Below are 26,149 nucleotides of genomic sequence, written 5' to 3' on the forward strand. Positions count from 1 at the left end.
CTGTTTTTTTCCCCTCCTTGTTGGTCTCCCTTTCTCTCTTCTTCTAGGGGGGGGGGGGGGGGGGGGGGGGGGTGGCCTCCCCTTTCCCCCCCCCCCCCCCCCCCCCCCCCCCCCCCCCACGTCGTTTCCCTCGCCGTTCGCCTGCCACCGCGGACGCGTTCACCGCGCGAGTTTGCCCGGGACGCTGCTGCTGAACGGTCGGTCAGCGGTGCGAGCTCTGCCGTTCGATCAGCTGCGCGTCCAAGGTCTTGGTGACCGGTTCGCGGGTGCTGTCGGCGATGCGGGCGAGCAGCAGTTGCGCGGCGACCCGGCCGATTTCGTACGCGGGCTGCGCCACGACGGTCAGCGGCGGATCGATCAACGTCGTCCACGGCGCGTCGTCGAACGAGACGATGCCGATGTCGCGCCCGGACCGCAGGTTCCGCTCCGCGAGCGCCTCCAGGACCCCGATCGCCATCGTGCTGTTGGCGATCAGCAGCGCGTCCGGCGGCTCCGGCTGGTCCAGCAGGTCCCCGGCGGCGCGGCGCGCGCCTTCCGCGCGGTACTCGGCGCGGCGGAAGACCGCGTTCTCCTCGCCGACCGCGTCGAAGTAGCCGGACAGCCGGTCGTCGGCGGTACGCACGCCGGACGGACCGGTCAGGCACGCCACCCGCCGGTAGCCGTTCGCGACGAGGTGCCGGGCCGCCTGCCGGGCGGCGCGGCGGGTGTCGACGAGCACCTGGTCGCCGTCGGTGCCGGGCAGCGGCCGGTCGACCGCGACCACCGGCGTGCCGAGCCGGCGCAGGCGCGTGACGTTCGTGGCCGGCCCGGTGGGGGACAGCAGCACGCCCGCGACGCGTTCCTGCAGCGCGACGTCGAGGTACCGGCGTTCCTTGTCCTCGTTCTCGTCGGAATTGCAGAGCACGACCGAATACCCCGACACCTGCGCGAGATCCTCGACCCCGCGCGCGATCGAGGTGAAGAACGGGTTCTCGACGTCGGAGATGATCAGCGCGAGCACCGCGGTTTCCTGGCGGCGCAGGTTCCGGGCCAGTCCGTTCGGGTGATAGCCGAGCTCCTCGGCGGCCTCGAGCACGCGGGCGGCCAGCTCGGGATCCACGGTGGACTTGCCGTTCAGGGTCCGCGACACCGTGGCGGTCGAGACGCCCGCCCTGGCGGCGACGTCGCTGATCGTGGCCACCGTGCCTCCTCGTCCTGGCTTCCTTGACACTCCGGTGACCGCAGAATACCGTCCCGGTAATCGTTTACCGTCCGATTGCCGGGGGTGCTGGGATGCGACCGGGCCCGTTGCTCGGCATCGACATCGGCACGTCCAGTTCGAAAGGCGTCCTCGTAGGTGCGGACGGCACTGTACTGGCGCGCGCCGCCCGCCCGCACAGCACCTCCCGCCCGCGGCCTGGCTGGTTCGAGCACGACGCCGAAACCGTGTGGTGGGCCGGGTTCACCCAGCTGGTGCGCGATTTGCTGGCCGGCGGCGAGAAACCGGCCGGGCTCGCGGTGAGCGGCATCGGCCCGGTTCTGCTGCCCGCCGACGCCGACGGCCGCCCGCTGCGCCCGGCGATCCTGTACGGCGTCGACACCCGGGCCGGCGCGGAAATCGCCGAGCTGACCGCCGAACTCGGCGAAGAGTCCATTGTGGAGCGCTGCGGCAGCGCGCTGTCGAGCCAGGCGGTCGGTCCGAAGTGGCGGTGGCTGTACCGGCACGAGCCGGAGGTCGCCGGGCGGGCCCGGCAGTTCCTGATGGCGAGCTCCTACCTCGTGCGGCGGCTGACCGGCGAATACGTGCTCGACCACCATTCGGCCAGCCAGTGCGACCCGATGTACGACCTCCGCGCGGGCGAGTGGGCGCAGGACTGGGCCGCGCTCGTCGCGCCGGGGATCGATCTGCCGCGGCTCGCCTGGCCGACCGAGGTCGCTGGCACGGTCACCGCTCAGGCCGCCGCCGAGACCGGATTGCCGGCCGGACTGCCGGTCACCTGCGGCACGATCGACGCGTGGGCCGAAGCGACCAGCGCGGGCGTGCGCGACCCCGGCGACACGATGGTCATGTACGGCACCACGATGTTCCTCGTCCAGGCCGCCGCCGAGGCCCGGCCGGTGCCCGGTTTGTGGGCGACGCGCGGGGTTTTCCCGGGCAGTTATTCGCTGGCCGCGGGAATGGCGACGTCCGGCGCGATCACCGACTGGCTGCGGGAGCTCTTCGACGGTGATTTCGCCGAACTGGTCTCTTCGGCCGGGGCGGTTCCGGCCGGAAGCCGCGGATTGCTGATGCTGCCGTACTTCGCGGGCGAACGGACTCCGGTGCCGGACCCGCTGGCGCGCGGGGTGATCGCCGGGCTGACCACCTCGCACGGCCGGGCCGAGCTGTACCGCGCGGCGCTGGAGGGCACGGCTTACGGCGTGCGGCACAACCTCTCCGCGATGGGCTCGCCCGCGCGCCGGCTGGTCGCGGTCGGCGGCGGCACGCAGGGGCGGGTGTGGACCGGGATCGTCAGCGACGTGACCCGGACGCCGCAGCATCTTCCGACGGAAACGGTGGGCGCGTGCTTCGGCGACGCGTATCTGGCGGCGGTGGCGATCGGGCTGGAGCCGGACATCGACGCGTGGAACCCAGTGGCCGAGGTGATCCAGCCGGACCCGGCGCGGGCGGATCGGTACGACGAGTTCTACGCGCACTACCGGGCGTTGTATCCGGCGACGGTGGAGACCGCGCATTTCCTTGCGCGGCAACAGGATTCGGCGGCCGAGTGAGTCATCGGGCGAAGTAAGCGCCCGGGGTGAGGCCGGTGAGAGCCCGGCATTCGCGGGTGAGGTGCGGCTGATCGGCATACCCCGCCGCGACGGCCAGTTCGGCGAGGGTCGCGGCGGTGGGCGCCAGGGCGATGGCTCGCTGGAGGCGCAGGATTCGCCGGTAGGTGGCCGGTCCGTAGCCGACCGCGAGGGTGAACAACCGGCGCGCCTGCCGTTCGCTCCGGCCGGTTCCCGCTGGATGCCGCGCGGATTGTGCCCGATGCGGTGCGGGTCGAGCGCGCAGGTCCGCTGGAAGTCCCGCGGTACCTGGGTGCGCCGGTCGATCGTGCGCGGCCCAAGCGGCCTCGGCGGCGAGCCGCGCCAGCATCCGCTCCACCACGGGGTCCACGACCGGATCCGCGACCGCCGCCCGTTCCGCCACGAGGCCGGCCATCGCGTCGCCGAGATCGCGGCCGCTGAGGATTTCGTCGGCGAGGCTCGCGCCGCGGCGGTTCCCCAGGTCCGCCAGCGGGACCCGGCTGTCGCGCAGTTCGTCCGCGCCCACGCCGAGCAGCGCGGCTGCCGCTCCCGGCCGGAAGCGCAGGCCGCGCACCCGGGCGCCGGGCGGGAAGACCGACGTCCACGCCTTCGTGTCCGGCCCGGCCACGAAGACCTGGCCGGCGTCGGCGACGAGATCCACGCAGCCGTCCGGGACGATCCGCTTCGGGCCGGGCTCGGCCGACTCCCAGCGGCAGCGCACGAGGCGCCGCAGCGAGTCCGGCGGCGGGCTTTCCGAGTACACCCCGCGATCATGCCCCGCGGGTACGACAAAATGGCGGCCATGACCCCGATCGACGCCCTGGCCTGGGTCCACGTGCGGGACCGGCGGCTGCTGTCCGTCCGCACCACCGGCAAGGAAAAGTTCTATCTCCCCGGCGGCAAGCGCGAACCCGGCGAGGGCGACGTCGAGGGCCTGTGCCGGGAGATCCGCGAGGAACTGGGCGTCACGCTCGACCCGCTGAGCTTCCGGTTCTTCGCGCTGCTCGACGAGCAGGCCGACGGATTCGCCGACGGCCGCCGCGTCCGGATGACCTGCTACACCGCCGACCACACCGGCGAACCGGAGCCGTCGGCCGAGATCGCCGAGGCCGCCTGGCTGCGCGCCGCGGACGCCGCCGCCTGCCCGCCCGCCGGCCAGCGCGTGCTGCGGATGCTGGCCGAGGCCGGGCTCGTCGACTGATCACCCAGGGCTAGCGGGGGAGTGCGCGAGCGTTATCTGCATCGTGCGTGGTGATCGCGCTCACGTGCGAGCCCCGGCTACCCCCGTAAGGGTGAAATGAAGCCAATTTTCTCAGGTTGGCTAACGCCGCGTAACGGTCTGGCGAAGAACCAGACGTCGCACTCGCGGGAAGTGCGCTCGAGAAGAGAAGTCCTCTCCATGGGTGTTCCTGGCGCGACCCGGCCCACGGCGGTTCGGGGGGATACGGGCAGGCTGCGGCCGCTCGGAAGCGCGGTGGTCGTGGTCGGCGTCATCGCCGTCGCGGTCACTGTCGCGTGGTACGTCATGCCGAAAGCGACTCCGGGCCGGCCCGCTCCGGCCGCGTCGGTGCCGTCAGGGCCGCCGGTGTCCTCGGTGACCGTCGAACCGGCGAGCGCGCGCGAGGTGACCCGCACGGTCGTCTACGAACTGACCGGCGGGGACGTCGCGCGCAACCTCACCTACGTCGCGACCGGCGGCGACCTCGAGCAGCAGGCCGAGGTGCGGCTGCCCTGGTCGGTGACGGTGCAGCGCAAGGCTCCCTCCGAGCAGCCGGTGTTCAGCAGCCTGGTCGCGCAGAGCACCGGGGACCTGCTGTGCCGGATCCGGGTGGACGGGCACGTGGTCGCCGAGAAATCGGTGGCGGGGGAGGGGCGGCAGCTCAGCTGCAGCGCCTGACTCCCGCGCTCGCGGGCTTCGCTTCGCAGAAGTCCGCGAGGTTCCCCTCACGGAGCTCAGCCCACCGGGCGGGTGCGTCGGCGGAGAAGAACCCGTGCACTCGCGTGCTGGAGCCCGCCACGGTGGCGGGTGCGCGGCTAGGGGCGCCGCCGCTTCCGCGCCGCGCTCTGATGCGGCTGCGCGGCACTGCGGCTGGAGTGCTGGGCAGCCGGGTGGCCCCTGACGGACCTCAGCCTCACCGGTCGGGCGCGTCGGCAGAGAAACCCCCTGCCCTGTTGGTCGTGCACTCGCGTGCTGGAGCGCGCCACGGTGGCGGGTGCGCGGCTAGGGGCGCCGCCGTCTCCGCGCTGCCGCTTCCGCCGCCTCCGCGCCGCGCTCTGATGCGGCTGCGCGGCACTCCGGCTGGTGTGCTGGGCAGCCGGGTTGTTGCCCCTGACGGACCTCAGCCCCACCGGCCGGGCGCGTCGGCAGAGAAACCCCCTGCCCTGTCGGCCGCGCACTCGCGTGCTGCGCCACGGTGGCGAGTGCACGGCGAGGGGGCGCGGCAGCCTGGCCTGCGGCAGGATCACCGCCGTGAACGGTGCGATCGGAGTCGGGCCAGCGCTGATCGCCGTGCTCGCGGTGCTGGCGCTCGCGGGCGCGGCCGTCGTCCGGTTCGGGCAGCTCGGGCAGGGCCGGGCGGTGCTCGTCGCGGCCGTCCGCGCGGTCGCGCAGCTCGCGCTCGTCTCGCTGGTCATCACGGCCGTCCTGCGTTCGGGCTGGCTGACCGGCCTGTTCGTGGTCGCGATGTTTTCCGTCGCCGCCGCGACCTCCGCCAGCCGGATCGGGGCGCCGCGGCGGATCGGGTGGGTCGCGCTGTCGCTGGCGTCCGGCGTGATTCCGGTGCTGGGGCTGGTGCTGGGTTCCGGGGTCGTCCCGGCGAAGCCGATCTCCGTTGTGCCAGTTGCGGGGATCGTGATCGGCGGTTCGATGACCGCGACCTCGCAGGCGGCCCGTCGTGCCCTCGACGAGCTCAAGCAACGCCATGGCGAGTACGAAGCCGCGCTCGCGCTGGGATTTCTGCCGCGGCACGCCGCGCTGGAGATCTGCCGTCCGTCGGCGGGACACGCGCTGATCCCGGCGCTCGATCAGACCCGGACGGTCGGGCTGGTGACGTTGCCGGGCGCGTACGTCGGCGTCCTGCTCGGCGGCGCGAGCCCGCTGCAGGCCGGGACGACGCAAATACTGGTGCTGCTTGGGCTGCTGGCCGCGGAGGCGATCGCGGTGCTGGTGACGGTGCAGCTCGTCGCGGCGGGATTCCTCCGCCGCGACGAGCGGGCTCAGCCGAGCGGGGCCGCCAGGTGAGAGCGGTCGTTGAAGCCGCGGATCAGCCAGTTCTCGCCGTGCACGACGAGATGCGAGATCGATCCGTTGTCCGCGCCCAGGAACGCGAACCGCTCCAGTGCGCGGCTCGCCTGCGCGAAGACCTCGCCGATCACGCCGCCGTGGGTGAACACCGCGACTCGCTGGTCCGGGTGCGCGGCGGCGATGCGCGTGAGCGCGGCCCGGATCCGGAGGCCGAACGCTTCGTCGGATTCCGCGCCGGGCAGAACGTCCCATCGCTGCTGCTCCCACAGCTTCTGCGCGAGCGGATGCCCTTCCGCGGTGTGCTTGCGGAATAGCCCGTTTTCCCATTCGCCGAGGTGGATCTCGCGCAGATCCGGCTCGACGGCCGGGGTGAGGCCGAGCTTCTCCGCCAGCGGCGCCGCGGTCTGTGCGGTGCGCCGCAAGGTGGTCACGTACAGCGCTTCGATGCGTTCGGACGCCAGCCGTTCGCCTACGCGCACGGCGTGGTCGCGGCCTTCCGGCGCGAGGTCCGGGTCGGCTTGGCCGTCGACGAGATCGAACGGCTCGCTGAGCCGTTGCGGCATCGATTCCCCGTGGCGCACCAAGAAAATCTCGGTGGCGCCCGAGGGCGGGCTGAAACGGTGCTGGCGGTACTCGACTTCCTGTTCGGGCGTGCTCATGCCCCGACCCTAACCGGTTCAGCCAAGCTGTTTGTCCACGAAGCACCATCGCCACGTCTCGCCCGGCTCGAAGCTGCGCATCACCGGGTGCAGCGTTTCGTGGAAGTGCTGCGTGGCGTGCTTGCCCGGCGACGAATCGCAGCAGGCGACGTGCCCGCATTTGAGGCACATCCGCAGGTGCACCCACGTCATCCCGGCTTCGACGCATTCGGCGCAGGAGTCCCGGGAGCTGGGCTCCTTGTCCGGCCATTCGTGGTTGAGGTGCTTGCACGACCCGGCCGTGGCGGCGGGGGTGCTGAGTTCGCGTTCGGCCACCGGGGGTTCCTCCTCGTCACGGTCGAGCATGGATTCTTCGATGTCGAGCCGGGCCAGCACCCGCCGCAGCACGGCGTCGTCGGCGGTGCCGCGGTCGCGCGCCTTCAAGAACACTTCGCGTTCGGCTTCCAGCAGTTGCACGCGCAGCCGACGGTAGGCGTCGCTGGGGGTTTCGGCGAGCGTGCTTTGCCGGCCGAGCTGTTCCCACGCGGCGTTGGACCGGCCGTGCAGCCGGTCGCGCAGCCGCTCGATCACCTCGGGCGGATCTTCCGGACGGCGCAGTTCTTCGAGTTTCGAGAGCGCGGCCCGGGTCATGTCGTGCAGCACGGCGGCTTCCTGCAGCGCGTCCTCCGCCGGGTCCGGCCGGGGCAGCCGCAACCGACGGATCAGCGGCGGCAGCGTAGTGCCCTGCACCACGAGCGTCCCGGCCACCACGACGACCGCGGCCAGCACGAGCACCGCGCGCTGCGGCGTGTCCGCGGGCAGCACGAACGCCGCGGCGAGGGTGACCACGCCGCGCATCCCGGCCCAGGCGATCACCGCCGAATAACGCCACGGCCACACCTTGCCGCGTTCCAGGCCCAGGGTGTTCAGGAGGCGTTTCACCACGCCGATCCCGACCATCCAGAGCATCCGGGTGAGGATCGTCGCGGCGAGCACCGCGGCGCAGATCCCGACGAGCTGCCACAGCGACAGCCCGCTCTTGCCGACTTCGTGCAGGATTCCCCGCACCTGCAGGCCGATCAGCAGGAAGACCATGTTCTCCAGCAGGAACTGGACGGTCTCCCAGTTGAGCCTGCTGGCCAGCCGGGACGGCCCGGACTGGATCCGCGGCGTCTGGTGTCCCTGGATCAGCCCGGTGACGACCACCGCCAGCACGCCGGAGCCGTGCACCGCTTCGGCGAGCAGGTACGCCGCGAAGGGGACCGCGAACGACAGAGCGGTGTCGGTGATCGTGTCTTCCAGCTTCGCGCGCACGTACGTCACGATCAGCCCGACGACGAAACCCACGACGATCCCGCCGACGGCCGCGAGCAGGAAGTCGAGACCGACCTGCCACAGGCTGACCGCTCCGGCGATCGCCGCGATCGCGGTCCGCAGGGCGACGAGCGCGGCGGCGTCGTTGAAGAGGCTTTCCCCCTCCAGCAGCCGGACCAGCTTGCGCGGCATCCCGACCCGCCGCGCGACCACGCTGGCCGCCACCGCGTCCGGCGGCGCGACGACCGCGCCCAGCGCGATCCCGGCCGCCAGCGGCAATCCCGGCACGACCAGCCAGGCGACCAGCCCGACGCCGAAGGCGGTGAACACCACCAGCCCGACCGACAGCAGCGCGATCGGCCCGCGCAGCTTGCGGAACGCGATCAGCGACGTCTGGATCGACGCCGAGTACAGCAACGGCGGCAGCAGTCCGATGAGGACGATCTCCGGGTCCAGTTCGTACTGCGGCACCCCAGGGACGAACGAGACCGCGACGCCGACCGCGACCAGGCACAGCGGCGCGGACCAGTCCATCCGGCGCGCGACGACGGTCACCAGGAGCACCGTCAGGACCAGCGCCACCAATTCCGCTGCGATTTCCACCGGACAATCATCACCCGCGGCCCCGGAGCACGCGCGGGGGCCGCCGTTAGGCTGCCGTTCGTGACGACGGTGGAGACGCGGGCCGGTGCGGTCCGCGGCGAGGTTCGGGACGGCGCGGGGGTTTTCCTGGGGGTGCCGTTCGCGGAACCGCCGGTGGGGGAGCTGCGGTTCCGGCCGCCGGTGCCAGTGGCGTCCTGGACCGGGGTGCGCGACGCGACGGAGTTCGCCGGCAAATCCCCGCAGCCCGACGTGACCGGGAAGCGCTTCGTCGGCGACGAGGACTGCCTGTATGTCAACGTGTACGCGCCCGAAGCGCCCGGCTTGTACCCGGTGCTGGTGTGGATCCACGGTGGCGGCGGAGTGATCGGTGCGCCGCATCAGTTCGACGCCTCCGCGTACGCCCGCCACGGCGTGGTCGTCGTGACCGTCGGGTACCGGCTCGGAGTGCTCGGCTTGCTCCGGTTGCCCGGGGTTTCCGAGGGGAATCTCTCGCTGCGAGACCAAGTGCTGGCGCTGGAATGGGTCCGCGACAACGTGGCCGCTTTCGGTGGCGACCCGCGGCGCGTCACGCTCGCCGGGCAGTCCAACGGCGGCCGGACGGTCGGAACCTTGCTGGCGGTTCCGGGGGCGCGCGGGCTGTTCAGCCAGGCGATCGTGCAGAGCGGCACCGGCGTCGGTTCCGTCGTGCACACTCCGGCCGAGGCGGAGGACGTCGGCGAGGCGGTGCTGGAGGAGCTGGAAGGCGCCGATCTGTCCGCACTGCCGGTCACGGAGATTTTGACCGCGCAGCAACGGGTGACCGCTCAGCTCGGCACCATGGTGCCGTACCGGGTCGTGGTCGGCGGGGAGCTTCTGCCGCGGCGGCCCGGTGAAGCGGTCGCGGACGGCGCGGCGAGGGAGATCCGGATCCTCACCGGCACGACGGCGGACGAGCAGGATCTGTTCTCCTGGCTGCAAACCGGCGGCGCGAAACTGCTCGGCACCGGCTCGACGATGCTCGAACCGGACGTCATCGCGCGGATGACCGAGGCGTACCGGGAGCTGCTGCCGGATTGGCCGGAAGACCAGCTGGCGAACCGCGTCCGGACGGCGGGGGACTGGTGGCTGCCGTCGATCCGGCTCGCCGAATCCCAGCACGCGGCGGGCGGCACGGCCTGGATGTACCGGCTGGACTGGCGGATCGCGCCGCGCGGGAAGGGCCTCGGCGCGGCGCACGGGGTGGACCTGCCGTTCGTGTTCGACGACGTCCACAACCCGAACTGGCGATTCCTGTTCGCCATCGCCCGCCCCGATCCGGAGCGGCTGCGGGCGATGGCGAAGGAGATGTTCGCAACGTGGGTCCGGTTCGTGGCGACCGGCGATCCGGGGTGGGCGGCGTATGAGCCGCAGGGCCGGGTGACGCGGGTGTTCGACGACGTCAGCACGACGGTGTCCGATCCGGACGCGGAGCAGCGGCGGTTGTGGGACTAGCGGGCCGGACCCGCTAGTCCCACCTGCTCAGCCGCGGACGGTTTGCGTGCCGGTGTTCCAGCCCGCGACCCGCACCGACGGAGCCGAACCGTGCAGGTCGGCCGTGCGGTAGGTGGCGGTGAGCGTCACCGATTCGCCCGGCCACAGGCTGACCTGGTTGTCCGACCAGGACACCGGCAGCACCGGCGTGCCCGTGCTGTCCACCATGTGCGTGTCCACCATGAACGCCGGGGTCTTGCCCGACGAGGTGTTGGTGAGCTTCACCGTGGTGACCGTGGTGCCGTCCGGACCCGGTGCGGAAGTCGCCGTGGCGCCCACCTTCGCCGCGCCCAGCTTCGACAGCCCGGACAGGTCGGCGTACGACGACGTCGGCGTGTAGTACCAGTCCGACTTGCTCCAGTTGAGCTTGTCGTCCTTGGTGGACAGCCAGTACACGTTCCGGCTGACCTCCTTGCCCGCCGAGTCCGTGAGCACCAGCTTCGCCAGGTAAGTGGACGAAAGCCCGCTCACCGAACCGATGTCGAGCGCCTTCGCGTGCGCGCCGCCGCCGTTGACCGACAGGTCCGTCTTGGTCTTCGAGAACTTCTTCGTGCCGTCGGTGTTGTACAGCTCGACGCTGGCGGTCAGCCCGGACGCCTTCTTCGTGGTGGAGTTGACCACCTCAGCCGACTTGGTGTCGTAGGAGTACTGGATGTGCAGCGGCTCGTTCGCCTTCTTGGCGCCGAAGTAGGAGCCGTTCTGGTCGAGGTAGGCGTCGAACAGCTGCCAGTGCAGCGACGTCCAGCCGCTGTTGAGCATCCAGTAGATGAGCCCGGTCGAGGGGTCCTTCGAATCGGTGAAGTTGCGGGAGTGCGATTCGAACTCCGCGCGGACGTTCTCGTACTGCGCCAGCTGCGCCTTGCGGACGAAATCGTCCAGGCTGGCCGGCTTGCCGTAGCGGCCGGCCAGCGCGTCGCCGAAGAGCTTCAGGTTGGCGAAGGTCTCCGACTCGGAGCGGTGGTACTGCGGCGCGGCCGGGTTCTTCCAGAGCGTTTCCAGCTCGGCGGGCGTCATCATCCGCTTGAGCGTGTCCATCGTCGGGATGTCCGGCCCGGCGCTGGTCTCGGAGTTGAAGTTCCACGCGCCGCCCGCGTCCTTGTGCGCCTTGTCGTACCAGTAGTTCGGCGGGACGTAGTCGTACGGGCCGTTCATCTTCATCCCGGACGGGCCGAGCTTCGGCGACGCCTTGGCCGAGGCCGCGGAGATCACCGCGGCGGGCCAGTCCGCCGCGGACAACGCGTCCAGGTAGCCCTTTTCGATCCGCGCGTCGGGCGCGAAGTCGCTGCCGATGTGGAAGGACAGCACGCTCGGGTGGTCGCGCAGCCGCTCGGCCTCGGCGGTCATCGACGCCTTGGCGACCGGGTAGTCCGCCTCGGTCCACGGCTCGCCCTTCTCGTCGCCGTTGACCTGGCCTTCCCACTTGTCGCAGCATTCCCAGCCGGGCATGGTCAGCACGCCCATCCGGTCCGCGAGGTCGAAGAACGCGTCGGGTTCGATGTGGCCCTCGAGCCGGACGGTGTTGAGGCCGAGGTTCTTGACGTAGGCGAGCTTGTCCGCCGCCCGGCCCGCGTCCCAGCGCAGCAGCAGGTCGGGGGACCAGCCGCCGCCCTTGATCATCAGCGGCTTGCCGTTGACGACGTACTGCCGCCCGCCGCTGGAGTTGAGCGGGGCCTTGACGTCGCGGATGCCGAAGCTGGAGTGGCTCGCGTCGGACGTGGTCCCGCTGACGCTCGCGGTGAGGTCCAGCTGCTGCATCGGCTGCCCGCCCATGCCGGCGGGCCACCACACCTGCGGCTTGTCGACGCCGATCACCGGGAAGGCGACCGTCTTCTTTTCGTGCGCGGCGAGGGGAACGTCCTGGCTCACCGGCTTGCCCGCGACGGTGCCGGACACCGTGGCGCGCACCGGCGCGTCGGAGTCGTTGCGGACGTCGGCCTTAGCGGTGAGGTCGGCGTGGTCGAGCGCGGGCACGTTCAGCTTCGTGACCACGTGCGCGCCGCGGAGCGCGACCGGCCCGCTGTGCCGCACGACGATCTCGCGCGCGAGCCCCATGTTCTGGTCCGGCGGGGTCTGCGCCCAGTCGATCCAGCCCATCGACAGGTCGTTGTTCGGGTCGTTCGGGTAGACCTTGAACGCGACGCTGTTGACGCCCTCGTGCACCTGCTTGGTCACGTCGAGGTCGTGCCGGGTGTAGGGGCCGTTGACCTCGTCCTTGGTGGCGACCCGGGTGCCGTTGACCCAGACGTCGGCCTTGGACAGCACGCCGCTGACGTCGAGGTAGGTGCGCTGGGACGGGTCGGCGACCTTGATGTCGGCCCGGTACCACCACGGGACCTTGAAGTCCGCGGTCGGCACGTTCTTCATGTTCGTGGAGTAGAACGGGTCGGAGTAGCGGCCGTTGGCGAGCAGCCCGGCGTACACCGTCGACTGCGAGCCGACCGGGTACCAGCCCTTCGCGTCGAAGCCGGGCTTCGACACCGAGGCGTCATCGGCCACCTTGGCCGAGGACTGGATCAGATAGCCGGGAATGGCGGCCTGGCCGGGTTCCGGCCCGGCCGAAGCGGCCCCGGCGACTCCGGGGATCAGCGCGGCGGTCAGGGCGGCGACTGCTAACAGCCGTCCGGGCATTCTTGGCCGGCGTGGGGTCACGAGCGGTCCTCCTCGGGCTCCTGGCGGCGGCGATTGTTAGTAAAGCTCCTTAACGATTGCCGGTGATGGTAGCCGCCCGGAGCGTCCGGGAACAGGGCTCGCCGGGGTCTTTTCGCCCGATTTTCCCCTGGCGGTCAGAGCGCGTCGACGTAGTACCAGCGGCCGTCCTCGCGGACGAAGCGGCTGTTCTCGTGCTGCGACTCGTCGTGGCCGCGGTGACGGTAGTGCGCGCGGAACTCGACGGTGCCTTCGTTCTGCAGCAGTGAGCCGCCGGTCTGGCCGAGGATCTCCAGCCGTGTCCACTTCTGGGCGGGGTCGAGCCGCAGCCGCTTCGGGCGGGTGTCCGGATGCCAGGTGTCGAGCAGGTAACCGGGCTCCCCGACGGCGAAGGCGCAGTAGCGGGACCGCATCAGCCGCTCGGCCGTCGGGGCGTGCTGGTCGCCTCGGTGGAACCGGCCGCAGCAGTCGGCGTAGGGCTCGGGGAGTCCGCAGGGGCAGGGTTTCGTCACGCCGCTGATTCTGTCTCCAGTGCGAGAGCCTGCCGCACCCAGGCGGCGATCTGTTGGGCGTCGACATCCCCGGCGCTGCGCAGCTTCACGTGCGCCATCTCGCGGGCGCTCGGTTCGAGGCCGCCGCCGTTGATCAGCTGACCGCGCCAGAACGCGAGCGTCACGTACGAGCCGTACGCCTTCGCGAGGCAGACCGGGTTTTTGCCCGCTTTCCAGGTGGGCGCGCCGTGGTAGAGCGCGGCAGGTGCTGGCATCGCGTCGTCGAGCACGGGCAGGAGGGCGGCGTAGATCTCGCGGAGCGGTTCGGGCTGGGCGGCGACGTATTCGGCGATGGTCGTGAACTTCGGCATGGCTTGGTCCTCTCGGCTTTTGATGCTGCCGAGCTTGCCTTCCGATGGTTCTTCTTGTCAAGAAGAATTTTCTTGTCGGTGGGCTCGTCTGGACGCCCGATTTGCCGATCCGGTACCGCTTGTCCCGCGCGCGGTTTCCCCTCAGCCGCGGGCTCGGCGCACCCCGGCCGCGGCGGCCTCCTGCGATCCCTTGACCGCGAGCTTGTCCGCGCGCTCGTTCTCCGGAAGCCCGGCGTGGCCCTTGACCCACAGCCACTCGACCTCGTGCTGCTGGCAGGCGGTGTCGAGGCGCTGCCAGAGGTCGGCGTTCTTGACCGGCTGCTTCGCCTGCGTCTGCCAGCCGTTCTTCTTCCAGCGCGGCATCCACTGCAGGATGCCGTTGCGAACGTACGTGCTGTCGGTGTAGATCCGCACCACGGACGCACGGGTGAGGCTCTCCAGCGCGCGGATCGGAGCCATCAGCTCCATGCGGTTGTTGGTCGTGACGGTGTCCTCGGCTCCGTACAGCTCGCGCTCGTGCTTGCCGTAGCGCAGCAGCGCGCCCCAGCCGCCCGGCCCGGGATTGCCGCTGCACGCGCCGTCGGTGTAGATCTCCACCGCTTGTTCCGTCTGCTCCGCCACCCGGGCGACCCTACCGTTTCGCATGCTGGGACCCGGAATGCCCTGCCGGGCCCGGCGTTGTGCCCGGCACACGAACGGAAGGGGCCCGGACATGGCAGTGGAGTTCGCGCAGGCGTGGCAGGACTGGAAGGCGGAGCGGGAAAAGACGCTGGCCGATCCGTACGGCTGGCTGGCGCTGGTGTCTCTCGACTGGCTCGAGGATTCGCCGCGGACCTATCCCGGCCTGCCTGGCCGCTGGTGGCAGGACGCGGAGGCCGCCTACGTCGATCCGGACGGCGGGGAGCTGCGGCACGAAGGTGTTTTGCTGACCGATGTCCACCGTTTCGAGCTGGTGAACAGCGGCCCGGGCACCCGGGTGACCGCGGGCGCGGTGGAAATCGAGATCGCCCGCCGGTCGGGTTACTTGATCCGCGTGCACGACCCGAAAGCCCCGGTGCTGCGCGACTTCCACGGCGTCCCCGCCTACGACCCCGACCCGGCGTGGGTCCTGACCGGTCGTTTCGAACCGTTCGACGAACCGCGTCCGACGACGGTGGGTGCGGTGGTGGAAGGACTGTCGCATGTGTACACCGCGCCTGGACGAGTTGTCTTCGAGCGTGACGGGGCGGAGCACACGCTCACCGCGTTCAACGGGAAGACTGGCGGGTACAGCATTCTCTTCACCGACGCGACCAGCGGCGTGACCACGTATGCCGCGAACCGTTCCCTGCCGGTCGCCGAGGCCGCCGCCGACGGAACGGTGACGTTGGACTTCAACCGGGCGGTGAATCTGCCGTGCGCGTTCACGGATTTCGCCACCTGCCCGTTGCCGCCGGAGGGGAATCACCTGCCGTTCGCGGTGGAGGCGGGGGAGAAGATTCCTTACGAGCGGCAGTGAGGTTGGGGTCCGCGTGCCCGGTCGCCGCCGGGCACGCGGGCTGGCGTCACTGGATCGGCTCGGCGCTGTCCCCGGCCAGCAGCAGTTGCGGCACCTGAGCGAGGGTCCAGCCGGATCCGGCCGGAGCGAGGACCCACACCAGGTCGAAGCGGTCGTCCGGCCACTTCTTCGGCGCGGTCGCACCGAACGCGGCGGCCAGTGCCGGGATTTCCTCGTGCTGCCAGCTGATCAGCGTCGGCTCGGCGCGGCGCGAGACCTCGGCGGCGAGCTGGGATTCGCTGCCTTTCGCATAGGTCGTGGTCAGCTTCGTGCCGAGCCGTTCGGCCAGCGGCGTGGCGGTTTCGCGCGGGCGAGTGCCCTCGCCGCCGTCCCCGCCCGCGGCGTAGACGGCCGTCGGACGGGCCAGCCCGTCGCGGAGCGCGCCGGCCGCGGGGGCGAACAGTTCGACGAGCGCGTCGGCCCGGGTCCAGCCGCGGACGGTCAGCGAATGCGAGTCGGCGTCGCCGTTCACGTCGATGCCCTGCGGTCCGCTCGATCCGGCGGGTTTCTCGCCGTGCCGGATGATCATCACCCGCGCGCCCGGCGCCGGTGCGGCGGCGGCCCGGGAGCCCTGACTCGCCGCGCAGCCGGCGATGAAGAGCGCCGCACTGCCCGCCGCGCCGCCGAGCAGCGTCCGCCGCGACCACACCTGACCTGTCATGCCGTCTCCCGACTCCGAGTTGACTTTGCTGTGTCGTACCGGGTACCGCGCCATGCGGCAATGCTCCGGGCGCGACGACGGCCGAATTCCCGTCGCGGGGCTGGGGATTTTCCGTATCATCCCGGTCGACCGGGACGAATCGCACGGAAAGCAGGGCGGATGACAGCGGTGCACGGCGAGTTGACGCTCCGGCTCGTCCCGGCCGGATTCCTGGCCCCCGGCGCCGCCGGGCCCGAGTTCGCGCCCGGCCTGTACGCGGTGGTGACGTTCGAGGTGCCGCCGGGCACGGACGTGGACGGGGAGTACCTGACCCGTTCGATCGACGATTCCCTGGGCACCCCGCTGGAACAAGCGGAACGGAACCTCGCCGCCCTGCCGGTCGAACGGCACGAAATCGTGCACGTCCCCGACGGCGGCGCGTTTCATCTGCTCGCCGGCGAATCCGGGTCCATCGCCAGCCAGGTGCTCGTTTTCGACCAGCTGTACCGGAAACTGACCGGAAAGGACGTGCCGCCCGACGGCTTGGTGTGTGCCATTCCCACGGACCGGCATTTGCTGTTCTTCCCGCAGGCGGAGGGGTCGCTCGGTACGCTGACCGGGGTGGCCGCACGCGCGGCCGAACTGTACGTCGAAGGCTCGCGCGTGCTGTCGCCGCACGTTTACCTGTGGCGCGCCGGGGAAATGACCCAGTTGACCGTCCAGCAGGGCGACGAGATCCGCTTCCGTTCGTCGGCCGAGGTAGCCGCCGACGCGGAGGAGGGCCCGCTCGCCGACGACCCGTCGGTGCCGCAGGAACCGCACAATTTCGTGTTCGTGACCCGCGTGCTGGGAACGGCCGCCCTGGATTACGGCCCCCTCCTGCTTTCCGGGATGCGGGAAGGTAACCAGACCCCCAATGAATTCCTGGCGAAAGGCTGGGCGGACATCGGCGCCTACCTGTCGGCCGAGCATCGCCGCCCGCTGGACGTCCCGCACGGCCGGCTGACGGAAATCGCCGGGCACGAACTGCTCCTGGTCGCCTTCGCGGGCGCGATCGAACCCGCCGAGTCCTATTTCGCGGCGATCGTGCTCCCCGCCGGCTCGTCCGTCTGCCGCTTCTTCACGCTGGCTAACGAGGGCAGGGGCACCGGGCGGACGGCATTGCTGGGGGAGTGGCTGGCGAGCGGGTACGTGCCCCGGCGGGAGGGCGTGCCGGTAGACGAGAGGGCTTTCCTGCTGGAACTCGAGGACATGCTGGCCCCGCCGAAACGCCGGGGGTTGTTCCGCCGCCGACGGTGATCGGCCGGACTGGGGACAGGCGAGATTCCCGCTGAGCCGAGGGCAGCGCGAAGTCGGTCCGGCACCCGTTCCGCCTCAACGAGGCTGACTGTGGTCGAGACGCTTAAGGCCATTGCGGCATAAGCGTTTCCACTGTGCTCGATGCTGAGCTCAGCTTTCGGGCCGAGTTGCCCGAGTTCGACCAGTGGCATCTTTTTCGCCGTCGTGGACTCGCGTGGTCGCAGCCCATGCTTCGCAGTTGCCTGGGCGAGCGCCGCGCCGATCTTTAGCAGATCGGCGCCGCGCGCTTCCCCTGCTCGGTACAGCTCACCAGCCGCGTTCGCGCCACTCCGCCAGATGCGGCCGCTGCTCGCCCAGCGTCGAGTCGTCCCCGTGCCCCGGATAGAACCACGTGTCGTCCGGCAGTTCGCCGAAGATCCGCGTCTCCACGTCGTTCAGCAGCGACGTGAAGTTCTCCGGCGACGAAGTCTTCCCCACCCCGCCCGGGAACAGCGAATCGCCGGTGAACAAGTGCGGGTGGCCGGAAGGATCCCGGTACAGCAGCGCGATCGACCCGGGCGTGTGGCCGCGCAGGTGGATCACCTCCAGCGTCACCGCGCCGACCTTCAGCGTGTCTCCGTGTTCGACCAGGAAGTCCGGGGGCACCGGGAGCGGGTCCGCGTCCAGCGGGTGCGCCGCGGTGTTCGCGCCGTTCGCTCCGGCGACCGCGCCCAGCGCTTGCCAGTGGTCCTGGTGCTGGTGGGTCGTCACGACGGTGCGCAGCGCGGGCCGGTCGGGGCCGTGGCCGATCAGGTCGGAGATGCGTTCCGGGTCGTTGGCCGCGTCGATCAGGAGGGCTTCGTTTTCCTGGCGGCAGACGAGCAGGTACGCGTTGTTGTCCATCGGGCCAACGGAGAGCTTGGTGATGGTGAGTCCGTCCAGCGTCCGGCGGGCGGCGTCGCCGCCCGGTTCGACGTGCCCGGTGTAAGTGTCGGCGATGTTCACGAGGCCCCACGGTAGCCGGATCACCCGCGCGGCGGCCACGCGGCCGTTTTTGTCGGTGCCTGCTGTCAAGATCTTCCCATGACCTCTTGGATCGACCCGCTCGCCAAACTGGCGCGCGAGAACCTGCCGCCGGACGTGGCCGAGGCGTGGGAAACCCTGTTCCGGCCCGCGGTGCGGCTCACCACCGCCGGGAACGGCGCGCGCGTCGGCTGTCTCGGCGGGAACCCCGCGCTGCCGGCCGACGGGGAATGGCCGGTGTGGCGGGACGAGCTGCCGATGAACTTCGTCGCCTCGATCGACTGCGCGGCGCTGCCCCGGGTGCCGGGCGGGATCGAGCTGCCCGCGTCGGGTTCGCTGCTGTTCTTCTACTGCGACGACTGGTTCGAGGCGGAGGGGCCGGTCGATCTGACCGCGCTTGGCGGGGTCGTGGTCGTCCCGGCCGGCGCCGAGACCGCCGAACGGGCCGCGCCGGAGGGGGTCGAGGTTTATCCGCGGCTGGAGGTGTTCGCGGAGATCACGGGCACTTTCCCGAACTCCCAGCAGGAGGTGCTGCGCCGCACGCTCGCCCGCGACGGGCTCCCGCTCTCCGATCCGGACAACTGGTCAGAGCAGTTCTACGACCTGCTCCGGGAGTCGTCGGCCGCGCCGTATCACCAGATCGGGGGTTGTTCCTGGCCGGTCCAGGGGCCGCCGGAGGACGAGGTCGCCGCGGCGGTCCTGCCGGAGGAAGCGTCCGAATCGGACCTCGCCGACGAGGCGCTGCGCTGGGTCCTGCTCGCGCAGATCGACAGCGACGGCGACGCGGGCCTGAACTGGGGCGACGTGGGCGTCCTGTACTGGCTGATCCGCGAGGACGACCTCGCCGCCGGCCGGTTCGACCGGGCCCGGTGCGTCATGCAGTCCGGGTGACGGGTCAGCCGCGCCGATGCCGGTTCAGCCATTCCGTCGTGCAGCAGTGCTCGCACGGTTCGAGTTCGCCCGGGATCACCGACGCCCAGGCGATCCGGACGATCTCGTGCGTATCGCGGCCCATCCGCTCCTGCCGCTGCTGGCCCCTGCGCAGCCAGTAGCAATCCGCGTCGTTGTGGTAGGCGCTGCCGCCCGCCGTGCGATAGCCGGTCGGCAGGACGCCCGTGTCGAGCTGGCGGCAGTCGGCGCAGTAGGCCTTGGTCATGCCGTGGCGGCATTCGTCGTCTTCCGGCGTCGCGGGCGGCCGTCCGCTGGGGCGGGCCGCCGTCGCGAGGCCGGCCAGTTCGGCGAGCTGGGCGCGGGCCGCCGGGTCCTCGGCCGCCCGCCAGGTGACCTGGTGGCGGGCGGCGCTCGTGCGGAGCCGGGGAAGAAGGTCGTCCGGACCCTGGCCCTCCAGCGCGGCGCGCAGATGCTCGCTGTCGCTGTAGAGGTGCACGCGGACCGGCCTTTTCAAGCTTTCGAGCGCTTCGATCGCGGCCGTCAGCGCCATCCGCTCGGCAGTCGTGTCCGCCGCCCCGCCGGTGAGGGTTTTCCGATGCTCGCCGTAGGCCAGCAACACAGACCAGCCGCCCGGTCCCGGGTTGCCGCCGCCTCGCCCCGCCGCGTAGATCCGCACTGCTCCGGCTTCGTCGCTCGCCACCCCCCGAACGTATCGGCCGCGCGCCCCGCGCCGCGGAAAACCCGCCGGAACGCCCTGCCGCGCGCCGGTTCCCGGGGGCCGTGCACCCGGGCCGGGCAGCCTTCGCCGACCTGTATCGTGGAACCGGGCCAGCCCGCGCATCCGCTCTGCCGCGCGGGGCCTCCGACAGCGTCCGGCGACCCCGCCGCGGGCCGCTTCCCCCGGCCCCCGGAGAGCGGAAAAGCCCAGGCAGAACACGTGCGGTCCGGTTTTTGTCGGTGGTCGTCCCTACCCTGGGCACGTCCGCCGGCACCGGATCTCCCGGCGGGCCACCGAGCAGAACGACGGAAGGAACGAAGGCGTGGCTGATCGCCTCGTTGTTCGCGGAGCGCGCGAGCACAACCTCCGCGGCGTGGATCTCGATCTGCCCCGCGACAGCATGATCGTGTTCACCGGCCTGTCCGGGTCGGGCAAGTCGAGCCTGGCCTTCGACACGATCTTCGCCGAGGGGCAGCGGCGGTACGTGGAGTCGCTGTCGGCGTACGCGCGGCAGTTCCTCGGCCAGATGGACAAGCCGGACGTCGACTTCATCGAGGGCCTCTCGCCCGCGGTGTCGATCGACCAGAAGTCGACCTCGCGCAACCCGCGGTCGACCGTCGGCACGATCACCGAGGTCTACGACTACCTGCGGCTGCTCTACGCCCGCGCGGGCAAGGCGCACTGCCCGAAATGCGGGGAGGCGATCAGCAAGCAGACGCCGCAGCAGATCGTCGACCAGGTGCTGGAGATGCCCGAGGGCACCAAGTTCCAGGTGCTCGCGCCGGTCGTGCGCGGGCGCAAGGGCGAGTACCTCGACCTGTTCCAGAACCTGCAGCAGCAGGGCTACGCGCGCGTGGTCGTCGACGGCACGGTGCACCCGCTCACCGACCCGCCGAAGCTCAAGAAGCAGGAAAAGCACCAGATCGGCGTGGTGATCGACCGGCTCACGGTCAAGACCAGCTCGCGGCAGCGGCTCACCGACTCGGTGGAGACGGCGCTGCGGCTGGCCGACGGCCTGGTCGAACTCGACTTCGTCGACCTGGACGAGAACGACCCGCACCGCGTGCGCGGCTTCTCCGAGAACCTGGCCTGCCCCAACGGCCACCCGCTGGCGATCGAGGACCTCGAACCGCGGTCGTTCTCGTTCAACTCGCCCTACGGAGCCTGCCCCGAGTGCACCGGCATCGGCATCCGCAAGGAGGTCGACCCGGAGCTGGTGGTGCCCGACGACGAGCTGTCGCTCGCCGAGGGAGCCATCGCGCCCTGGGCGGGCGGGCAGAGCGCGGACTACTTCCTGCGGCTGCTGGAATCGCTGTCGGAGGCGGTCGGGTTCCGCATGGACACGCCGTGGCGGCGGCTGCCCGCCCGGGTGCAGAAGGCGGTGCTGCACGGCGTCGACGAGCAGGTGCACGTCCGCTACCGCAACCGGTACGGCAGGCAGCGCTCGTACTACGCGGCCTTCGAGGGCGTCATCCCGTTCCTGGAGCGGCGCCTCGAACAGACCGACTCGGAGTACATGCGCGAGCGGTACGAGGGCTACATGCGCGAGGTGCCGTGCCCGGCCTGCCAGGGCACCCGGCTCAAGCCGGAGATCCTCGCGGTCACCCTGGAACACGCGACGCAGGGCGACCGGTCGATCGCCGAGGTCTGCGCGCTGTCCATCGCGGAGGCTTCGGCGTTCCTCGACGAGCTGGTCCTCGGCCCGCGCGAGGCGATGATCGCGGGCGCGGTGCTGAAGGAAATCCAGGCGCGGCTGCGCTTCCTGCTCGACGTCGGCCTCAACTACCTGTCGCTCGACCGCGCGTCCGGCACCCTGTCCGGCGGCGAGGCGCAGCGCATCCGGCTGGCGACGCAGATCGGCTCCGGCCTGGTGGGCGTGCTGTACGTGCTGGACGAGCCGTCGATCGGCCTGCACCAGCGCGACAACCACCGGCTGATCGAGACGCTCACCCGGCTGCGCAACCTCGGCAACACGCTGATCGTGGTCGAGCACGACGAGGACACCATCCGCGCCAGCGACTGGGTGGTCGACATCGGCCCGGGCGCGGGCGAGCACGGCGGGCACATCGTGCACAGCGGCCCGTACAAGAAGATCCTCAAGAACAAGGAATCGATCACCGGGGCCTACCTGTCCGGGCGGCGGCGGATCGAGGTGCCGGCGATCCGGCGGCCGGTCGACAAGAAGCGGCAGCTGACCGTGGTCGGCGCGCGCGAGCACAACCTGCGCGGCATCGACGTGTCGTTCCCGCTCGGCTGCCTCGTGTCGATCACCGGCGTGTCCGGGTCCGGCAAATCGACGCTGGTGAACGACATCCTCGCGCAGGTGCTGGCGAACAAGCTCAACGGCGCGCGCCAGGTCCCGGGCCGCCACACCCGGGTCAACGGCCTCGGCCACGTCGACAAGCTGGTGCGCGTCGACCAGTCGCCGATCGGCCGCACGCCGCGGTCCAACCCGGCCACCTACACCGGCGTGTGGGACCACGTGCGCAAGCTGTTCGCGGCCACCACCGAGGCGAAGGTCCGCGGCTACCAGCAGGGCCGCTTCTCGTTCAACGTCAAGGGCGGCCGCTGCGAGGCGTGCGCGGGCGACGGCACGATCAAGATCGAGATGAACTTCCTGCCGGACGTCTACGTCCCGTGCGAGGTGTGCAAGGGCGCCCGGTACAACCGGGAAACGCTCGAGGTGCACTACAAGGGCAAGACGGTGTCCGACGTGCTGGACATGCCGATCGAGGAGGCGGCCGAGTTCTTCGAGCCGATCAAGGCGATCCACCGGCACCTGCAGACCCTCGTCGACGTCGGCCTCGGCTACGTCCGGCTGGGCCAGCCCGCCCCGACCCTGTCCGGCGGCGAGGCGCAGCGCGTGAAGCTGGCGAGCGAACTGCAGAAGCGCTCCACCGGCAAGACCGTTTACATCCTCGACGAGCCGACCACCGGCCTGCACTTCGAGGACATCAGCAAGCTGATCGGCGTGATCAACGGCCTGGTGGACAAGGGCAACACGGTGATCGTGATCGAGCACAACCTCGACGTGATCAAGACGTCCGACTGGATCGTGGACATGGGCCCGGAAGGCGGCTCCGGCGGCGGCACGGTGATCGCCGAGGGCACGCCTGAGCAGGTGGCGGCCACGGAGGGAAGCTACACCGGCGAATTCCTCGCGCAGGTGCTGAACCCGGCCTGATCCGCGGCCAGCTCGCGAGGACCGGAGCCAAGAAGAGCCGCTCGGCATCCAGCGCCGGGCGGCTTTTCGCTGTCCGGCGGAAAAGTCAGTCCTTTCCGGTCGTGCGCTCGACGACGGGGGAGAGCGGCCCGTAAGACAAGGTGCGGACCCGGAAAGCCGAGCCCTGTTCGCCGGGCAGGAGTGACAGCGCGCAGTGCGTCGCGTTGGGGTCGGTCACCTCGACGGGAACGAAGTCCGGCGCGCCGGGGCGGCGGATCTCCAGCAGGAAACCGGCTTCGTCGGGCGAGCGGTCGGTCCAGGCGAACTGCAAGCTCTGATCGGGGGCGGGGGTCGCGACGAGGTTGGCTGGGGCTCCGGTCGCCGGAGGCGCGGCGGTACCGGATTGGGAAACCTCGCCCGCCGTGACGGTCGCCGAAACCGGGCCAGTGAACGAGCGGACCCGGTAGTAGAACGGCGTTTCCGGGATCAGGTTCGGGTGGGTGTACGAAGTCTGGCCGGGCGGCAGGTACTGCAGCGCGGTCCACGGGCCGTCGGCGGCGTTGGCGTATTCGAGAAGGTAGCCCGCCGCGGCCGGGTCGGCGGGCCAGTGCAGGACGACGTTCGTGGGCGAGGTGAGGGTCGCGGTGAAGGCAGGCGCGGCGGCTGGCGGCGGCGAGGTGTCGCAGCCGACTAGCGTCGCGACCAGTGCCGCGGCGAGGGCAATTCGGGCGATGATTGGCACGGCGGGCCTCCACGACAGTTCAGGCGGCGGCGTACCCAAGGGGTGGCCAGCCTAGGAAACGGCGGCCAAGATCGACAAGCACGCGTTCCGCTGATCGGGAGAGAGGGGCGGCTGTGGCCTTCGAGAACAAACGCGGCGCCGAGTATTCGTTCCGGAGCGAGTGGTGGCTGCCGACCCTGCCGGGGCGGGTGTTCGACGCGATCGTCGACCTGGAGTCGTATCCGCGGTGGTGGCCGGACGTCCGGTCGGTGCGCCAGGTGGACGACGACACCGCCCAGATCGTCTGCCGGTCGCGGCTGCCGTACCGGATCGTCATCGCGATGCGCCGGGAGCAGCAGGACGCGGCGGGGCTGCGGGTCCGCGTCCGGTTGAGCGGGGATCTCGACGGGGTCCTCGCGGGGGCGATCCACGCCGAGGGCGACGGTTCCCGGCTGGAGATCACGCAGCACGTCCAGGTGCGGAAACCGTTGCTGCGCAGGCTGGACGTGGTCGCGCGGCCGTTCTTCCGCGCCAATCACGCGTGGATGATGCGGCGGGGACGCCACGGCCTGGCCGGTTACCTCGCGGCATCGAGGTAACCGGCCAGGCGCCGTGCTAGCGGGCGACCGGTTCGGGGGCGGCGGCAGGAACCGCGGCGGGGCGGCGACCCAGCAGCACCGCGGCGAGAATCGCGGCGAGAACGGTCAATCCGGCGCTGAATCCGTAAGCCACCCGGAATCCCGACGCCAGCGCCTCCTTCTCCGAGGCACCTCCGCTCAGCACCTCGGCGGTCCGGGTCGCGGCGGCGGTGGCCAGCACCGCGGTTCCCAGCGCGCCGCCGACCTGCTGGGTCGTGGTGATCAACCCGGACGTCACGCCGGAGTCGGCGGGGGTCGCGCCGGACATCGCCAAGCCCATCAGCGCCGGGATCGCCATTCCCGCCCCCGCTCCCATCAGGATCAGCGACGGCAGCACGTGCGCCGCGTAACCGCCGTCGGTCCCGACTTGGGTCAGATAAAGGAAAGCGACCGACGTCGTCAGCAAACCGGCGACCAGGACCGCGCGCGGGGAGAAGCGGGTGTTCAGCCAGTCGGCGAGGCCGAGCGAGAAAGCGGCGATCACGATCGGCGTCGGGACAAAGGCGAAACCTGTGGTGAGCGCGTCGAAACCGAGGACCTGCTGCAGGTACAGCGCGGTGACGAACTGGAACCCCAGGAACCCGGCGACCATCACGACCATGGTCAGGTTCGCCCCGCTGATGGCGCGCACCCGGAGCAACCGCAGCGGCAGCAAGGGGGTTCGCGCCCGAGCCTGGCGCAGCAGGAACAGCAGGAGCAGGACGACGGCCGCGGCGAGGGTCGCGATCGTCAGGAAAGTCCAGCCCGCGTCGCCTGCCCGCACGATGCCCAGCACCAGCAGCATCACCCCGGCCGTAACCAGGAGCGCGCCGAGCACATCGATGCCGGTGCGGAAACCGAGGCCGCGATCGGAGGCCACGACCAGCGGGGTCAGCACGAGAGTCGCGATGCCGATGGGCAGGTTGATGTAGAACGTCCAGTGCCAGTCGAGGCCCTGGGTGAGCGCGCCGCCCGCGACCAGGCCGATCGAAGCGCCCGCGGCTTGGGTGAAGCTGTACACGCCGATCGCGCGGACGCGGGCGCGCGGCTCGGGATAGAGCGTCACGATCATTCCCAGCACGACGGCGGACGTCAGGGCGCCGCCGACACCTTGGACGAACCGGGCGACCACCAGCGTGGCGGCGTTTGGCGAAAGGCCGGCGGCCAGCGAAGCGGCGGTGAACACGACGACGCCGACGAGGAACACGCGCCGCCGGCCGGCCAGGTCGCCGAGGCGGCCGGACAGCAGGAGCAGGCCGCCGAACGCGACGAGATAGGCGTTGACCACCCAGGCGAGCCCGGGCGCGCTGAACCCGAGGTCGGTCTTGATCACCGGCAGGGCCACCGCGACGATCGAGCTGTCGAGCACCACCATCAGCGAGGCGGCGGACAGCACGGCGAGCGCCGCGCCGCGACGCCGAGCGGTTTCGGGCATGACAAGGTCCTCCAGAACCAGCACAGGGAAGAGTTTCCGCTGGTCGAAGCCAGGGCATCTCTTGTTACAGTGCCCATCATGTGTGACCATGGAGCACGGCGGAAGGAGGCACTTTCATGTCCCAGGGGAACATCGCTGTGACCGGCGAGGCCACGGACTTCGACCCGGCGAAATTCGCGGTGTGCACGGTCATGGAGGTCGTGAACCGGATCAGCGGGAAATGGGTGATCGGCATCCTGCTGGAGGCGACCCGCGGTCCGGTGCGGTTCACCGAACTCGAACGCTCGGTGCAGGGGATCAGCCGCCGCATGCTCACGCTCACCCTGCGGAACCTGGAACGCGACGGCCTGCTGACGCGCACGGTCTACCCGACGGTGCCGCCGCGGGTCGAGTACGAGGCGACCGAGATGGCGCGCGAACTGTACGACTCGCTGTCCGGGCTGGTCGACTGGGCGGAACGGCACCGCGAGGCGATCGCGGTTTCGCGGCAGGGCTACGACGGCCGCACTGCCTGCTGAACTGGAAAGCACCGCTGCCGTGC

General features: G+C 70.8%; 24 protein-coding genes. 11 read left to right on the forward strand and 13 right to left on the reverse strand.

Annotated elements, in window-relative coordinates:
- Positions 1 to 202 precede the first annotated feature (202 nt).
- Positions 203 to 1,180: a LacI family DNA-binding transcriptional regulator gene (locus ACZ63D_RS41030; RefSeq protein WP_465359732.1), complete on the reverse strand. Its 978-nt coding sequence runs from the start codon at positions 1,178 to 1,180 to the stop codon at positions 203 to 205.
- 92 nt (positions 1,181 to 1,272) lie between these two features.
- Here ACZ63D_RS41030 and ACZ63D_RS41035 point away from each other — a divergent pair, with 92 nt between their 5' ends.
- Positions 1,273 to 2,751, forward strand: coding sequence for an FGGY-family carbohydrate kinase (locus ACZ63D_RS41035; protein ID WP_465359733.1), 1,479 nt, complete (start codon positions 1,273 to 1,275; stop codon positions 2,749 to 2,751).
- Position 2,752: 1 nt separating this feature from the next.
- On the opposite strand, the gene ACZ63D_RS41040 is transcribed toward ACZ63D_RS41035, so the two are convergent.
- Entirely contained in the window at positions 2,753 to 3,532 is a 780-nt protein-coding gene (locus tag ACZ63D_RS41040) for a DUF6597 domain-containing transcriptional factor (RefSeq protein WP_465359734.1), read from the reverse strand.
- A 39-nt stretch (positions 3,533 to 3,571) separates the two neighbouring features.
- On the opposite strand from ACZ63D_RS41040, the gene ACZ63D_RS41045 reads away from it, so the two are divergent.
- The 3 genes from ACZ63D_RS41045 (at position 3,572) to ACZ63D_RS41055 (ending at position 6,010) form a co-directional block, all read left to right on the forward strand.
- A complete protein-coding gene (locus ACZ63D_RS41045; RefSeq protein ID WP_465359735.1) occupies positions 3,572 to 3,970 on the forward strand; it encodes an NUDIX hydrolase in 399 nt (132 codons plus the stop codon).
- Between the two features lie 198 nt (positions 3,971 to 4,168).
- On the forward strand, positions 4,169 to 4,666 hold the full coding sequence (locus tag ACZ63D_RS41050; RefSeq protein ID WP_465359736.1) for an MmpS family transport accessory protein: 498 nt from the start codon (positions 4,169 to 4,171) through the stop codon (positions 4,664 to 4,666).
- Between the two features lie 573 nt (positions 4,667 to 5,239).
- The gene (locus tag ACZ63D_RS41055; protein WP_465359737.1) at positions 5,240 to 6,010 is read left to right on the forward strand and encodes an ABC transporter permease; all 771 of its coding nucleotides are present in this window, start codon (positions 5,240 to 5,242) and stop codon (positions 6,008 to 6,010) included.
- Here ACZ63D_RS41055 and ACZ63D_RS41060 read toward each other — a convergent pair.
- Both ACZ63D_RS41060 and ACZ63D_RS41065 read right to left on the reverse strand, forming a co-directional pair.
- Complete coding sequence (locus ACZ63D_RS41060) at positions 5,986 to 6,672, reverse strand: histidine phosphatase family protein (RefSeq protein ID WP_465359738.1); 687 nt, start codon at positions 6,670 to 6,672, stop codon at positions 5,986 to 5,988. The two genes, ACZ63D_RS41055 and ACZ63D_RS41060, sit on opposite strands and share 25 nt — an antisense overlap.
- Positions 6,673 to 6,690: 18 nt before the next feature.
- Positions 6,691 to 8,568 carry a Na+/H+ antiporter gene (locus tag ACZ63D_RS41065; protein WP_465359739.1) on the reverse strand — a complete coding sequence of 626 codons (1,878 nt, stop codon included), beginning with the start codon at positions 8,566 to 8,568 and terminating at the stop codon, positions 6,691 to 6,693.
- Positions 8,569 to 8,628: 60 nt separating this feature from the next.
- On the opposite strand from ACZ63D_RS41065, the gene ACZ63D_RS41070 reads away from it, so the two are divergent.
- Positions 8,629 to 10,038, forward strand: coding sequence for a carboxylesterase/lipase family protein (locus ACZ63D_RS41070; protein WP_465359740.1), 1,410 nt, complete (start codon positions 8,629 to 8,631; stop codon positions 10,036 to 10,038).
- Between the two features lie 27 nt (positions 10,039 to 10,065).
- Here the strand turns inward: ACZ63D_RS41070 and ACZ63D_RS41075 are convergent, their stop codons facing one another.
- The 4 genes from ACZ63D_RS41075 to rnhA form a co-directional block, all read right to left on the reverse strand.
- Complete coding sequence (locus ACZ63D_RS41075) at positions 10,066 to 12,705, reverse strand: glycoside hydrolase family 2 protein (RefSeq protein ID WP_465359785.1); 2,640 nt, start codon at positions 12,703 to 12,705, stop codon at positions 10,066 to 10,068.
- Positions 12,706 to 12,860: 155 nt separating this feature from the next.
- On the reverse strand, positions 12,861 to 13,235 hold the full coding sequence (locus ACZ63D_RS41080; protein ID WP_465359741.1) for a YchJ family protein: 375 nt from the start codon (positions 13,233 to 13,235) through the stop codon (positions 12,861 to 12,863).
- Positions 13,232 to 13,585 carry a DUF1801 domain-containing protein gene (locus tag ACZ63D_RS41085; protein WP_465359742.1) on the reverse strand — a complete coding sequence of 118 codons (354 nt, stop codon included), beginning with the start codon at positions 13,583 to 13,585 and terminating at the stop codon, positions 13,232 to 13,234. Before ACZ63D_RS41085 ends, ACZ63D_RS41080 begins: the two co-directional genes overlap by 4 nt.
- 141 nt (positions 13,586 to 13,726) lie before the next feature.
- On the reverse strand, positions 13,727 to 14,206 hold the full coding sequence (gene rnhA, locus ACZ63D_RS41090) for a ribonuclease HI (protein WP_037818141.1): 480 nt from the start codon (positions 14,204 to 14,206) through the stop codon (positions 13,727 to 13,729).
- A gap of 91 nt (positions 14,207 to 14,297) precedes the next feature.
- Between rnhA and ACZ63D_RS41095 the strand changes: the two genes are divergently transcribed.
- Entirely contained in the window at positions 14,298 to 15,083 is a 786-nt protein-coding gene (locus tag ACZ63D_RS41095; RefSeq protein WP_465359743.1) for a DUF1684 domain-containing protein, read from the forward strand.
- Between the two features lie 46 nt (positions 15,084 to 15,129).
- Here ACZ63D_RS41095 and ACZ63D_RS41100 read toward each other — a convergent pair whose 3' ends face one another.
- Positions 15,130 to 15,783, reverse strand: a complete 654-nt coding sequence (locus ACZ63D_RS41100) for a histidine phosphatase family protein (RefSeq protein ID WP_465359744.1) — start codon at positions 15,781 to 15,783, stop codon at positions 15,130 to 15,132.
- Positions 15,784 to 15,942: 159 nt separating this feature from the next.
- On the opposite strand from ACZ63D_RS41100, the gene ACZ63D_RS41105 reads away from it, so the two are divergent.
- A complete protein-coding gene (locus ACZ63D_RS41105) occupies positions 15,943 to 17,061 on the forward strand; it encodes a hypothetical protein (RefSeq protein WP_465359745.1) in 1,119 nt (372 codons plus the stop codon).
- Positions 17,062 to 17,367: 306 nt separating this feature from the next.
- Here ACZ63D_RS41105 and ACZ63D_RS41110 read toward each other — a convergent pair whose 3' ends face one another.
- A complete protein-coding gene (locus tag ACZ63D_RS41110; RefSeq protein WP_465359786.1) occupies positions 17,368 to 18,045 on the reverse strand; it encodes an MBL fold metallo-hydrolase in 678 nt (225 codons plus the stop codon).
- 78 nt (positions 18,046 to 18,123) lie between these two features.
- On the opposite strand from ACZ63D_RS41110, the gene ACZ63D_RS41115 reads away from it, so the two are divergent.
- Positions 18,124 to 18,954, forward strand: a complete 831-nt coding sequence (locus ACZ63D_RS41115; RefSeq protein ID WP_465359746.1) for a YwqG family protein — start codon at positions 18,124 to 18,126, stop codon at positions 18,952 to 18,954.
- Between the two features lie 4 nt (positions 18,955 to 18,958).
- Here the strand turns inward: ACZ63D_RS41115 and ACZ63D_RS41120 are convergent, their stop codons facing one another.
- A complete protein-coding gene (locus ACZ63D_RS41120) occupies positions 18,959 to 19,654 on the reverse strand; it encodes an RNase H family protein (protein ID WP_465359747.1) in 696 nt (231 codons plus the stop codon).
- Positions 19,655 to 19,994: 340 nt separating this feature from the next.
- Here ACZ63D_RS41120 and uvrA point away from each other — a divergent pair, with 340 nt between their 5' ends.
- A complete protein-coding gene (gene uvrA / locus ACZ63D_RS41125; RefSeq protein WP_465359748.1) occupies positions 19,995 to 22,856 on the forward strand; it encodes an excinuclease ABC subunit UvrA in 2,862 nt (953 codons plus the stop codon).
- Between the two features lie 85 nt (positions 22,857 to 22,941).
- On the opposite strand, the gene ACZ63D_RS41130 is transcribed toward uvrA, so the two are convergent.
- Positions 22,942 to 23,577 carry a fibronectin type III domain-containing protein gene (locus ACZ63D_RS41130; RefSeq protein WP_465359749.1) on the reverse strand — a complete coding sequence of 212 codons (636 nt, stop codon included), beginning with the start codon at positions 23,575 to 23,577 and terminating at the stop codon, positions 22,942 to 22,944.
- Positions 23,578 to 23,690: 113 nt separating this feature from the next.
- Between ACZ63D_RS41130 and ACZ63D_RS41135 the strand changes: the two genes are divergently transcribed.
- A complete protein-coding gene (locus ACZ63D_RS41135; protein ID WP_465359750.1) occupies positions 23,691 to 24,155 on the forward strand; it encodes an SRPBCC family protein in 465 nt (154 codons plus the stop codon).
- 16 nt (positions 24,156 to 24,171) lie between these two features.
- On the opposite strand, the gene ACZ63D_RS41140 is transcribed toward ACZ63D_RS41135, so the two are convergent.
- Complete coding sequence (locus ACZ63D_RS41140) at positions 24,172 to 25,608, reverse strand: MFS transporter (RefSeq protein ID WP_465359751.1); 1,437 nt, start codon at positions 25,606 to 25,608, stop codon at positions 24,172 to 24,174.
- 116 nt (positions 25,609 to 25,724) lie between these two features.
- Between ACZ63D_RS41140 and ACZ63D_RS41145 the strand changes: the two genes are divergently transcribed.
- The gene (locus ACZ63D_RS41145; RefSeq protein ID WP_465359752.1) at positions 25,725 to 26,126 is read left to right on the forward strand and encodes a winged helix-turn-helix transcriptional regulator; all 402 of its coding nucleotides are present in this window, start codon (positions 25,725 to 25,727) and stop codon (positions 26,124 to 26,126) included.
- Positions 26,127 to 26,149: the final 23 nt, after the last annotated feature.

Source organism: Amycolatopsis sp. NPDC104775 (genome assembly GCF_055583325.1).

Coding starts and splice junctions, on each gene's coding strand:
- ACZ63D_RS41035 (WP_465359733.1), top strand. CDS start 1,273: ATGCGACCGGGCCCGTTGCTCGGCATCGACATCGGCACGTCCAGTTCG.
- ACZ63D_RS41045 (WP_465359735.1), top strand. CDS start 3,572: ATGACCCCGATCGACGCCCTGGCCTGGGTCCACGTGCGGGACCGGCGG.
- ACZ63D_RS41050 (WP_465359736.1), top strand. CDS start 4,169: ATGGGTGTTCCTGGCGCGACCCGGCCCACGGCGGTTCGGGGGGATACG.
- ACZ63D_RS41060 (WP_465359738.1), bottom strand. CDS start 6,672: ATGAGCACGCCCGAACAGGAAGTCGAGTACCGCCAGCACCGTTTCAGC.
- ACZ63D_RS41075 (WP_465359785.1), bottom strand. CDS start 12,705: ATGCCCGGACGGCTGTTAGCAGTCGCCGCCCTGACCGCCGCGCTGATC.
- ACZ63D_RS41085 (WP_465359742.1), bottom strand. CDS start 13,585: ATGCCGAAGTTCACGACCATCGCCGAATACGTCGCCGCCCAGCCCGAA.
- ACZ63D_RS41095 (WP_465359743.1), top strand. CDS start 14,298: ATGGCAGTGGAGTTCGCGCAGGCGTGGCAGGACTGGAAGGCGGAGCGG.
- ACZ63D_RS41100 (WP_465359744.1), bottom strand. CDS start 15,783: ATGACAGGTCAGGTGTGGTCGCGGCGGACGCTGCTCGGCGGCGCGGCG.
- ACZ63D_RS41105 (WP_465359745.1), top strand. CDS start 15,943: ATGACAGCGGTGCACGGCGAGTTGACGCTCCGGCTCGTCCCGGCCGGA.
- ACZ63D_RS41115 (WP_465359746.1), top strand. CDS start 18,124: ATGACCTCTTGGATCGACCCGCTCGCCAAACTGGCGCGCGAGAACCTG.
- ACZ63D_RS41140 (WP_465359751.1), bottom strand. CDS start 25,608: ATGCCCGAAACCGCTCGGCGTCGCGGCGCGGCGCTCGCCGTGCTGTCC.
- ACZ63D_RS41145 (WP_465359752.1), top strand. CDS start 25,725: ATGTCCCAGGGGAACATCGCTGTGACCGGCGAGGCCACGGACTTCGAC.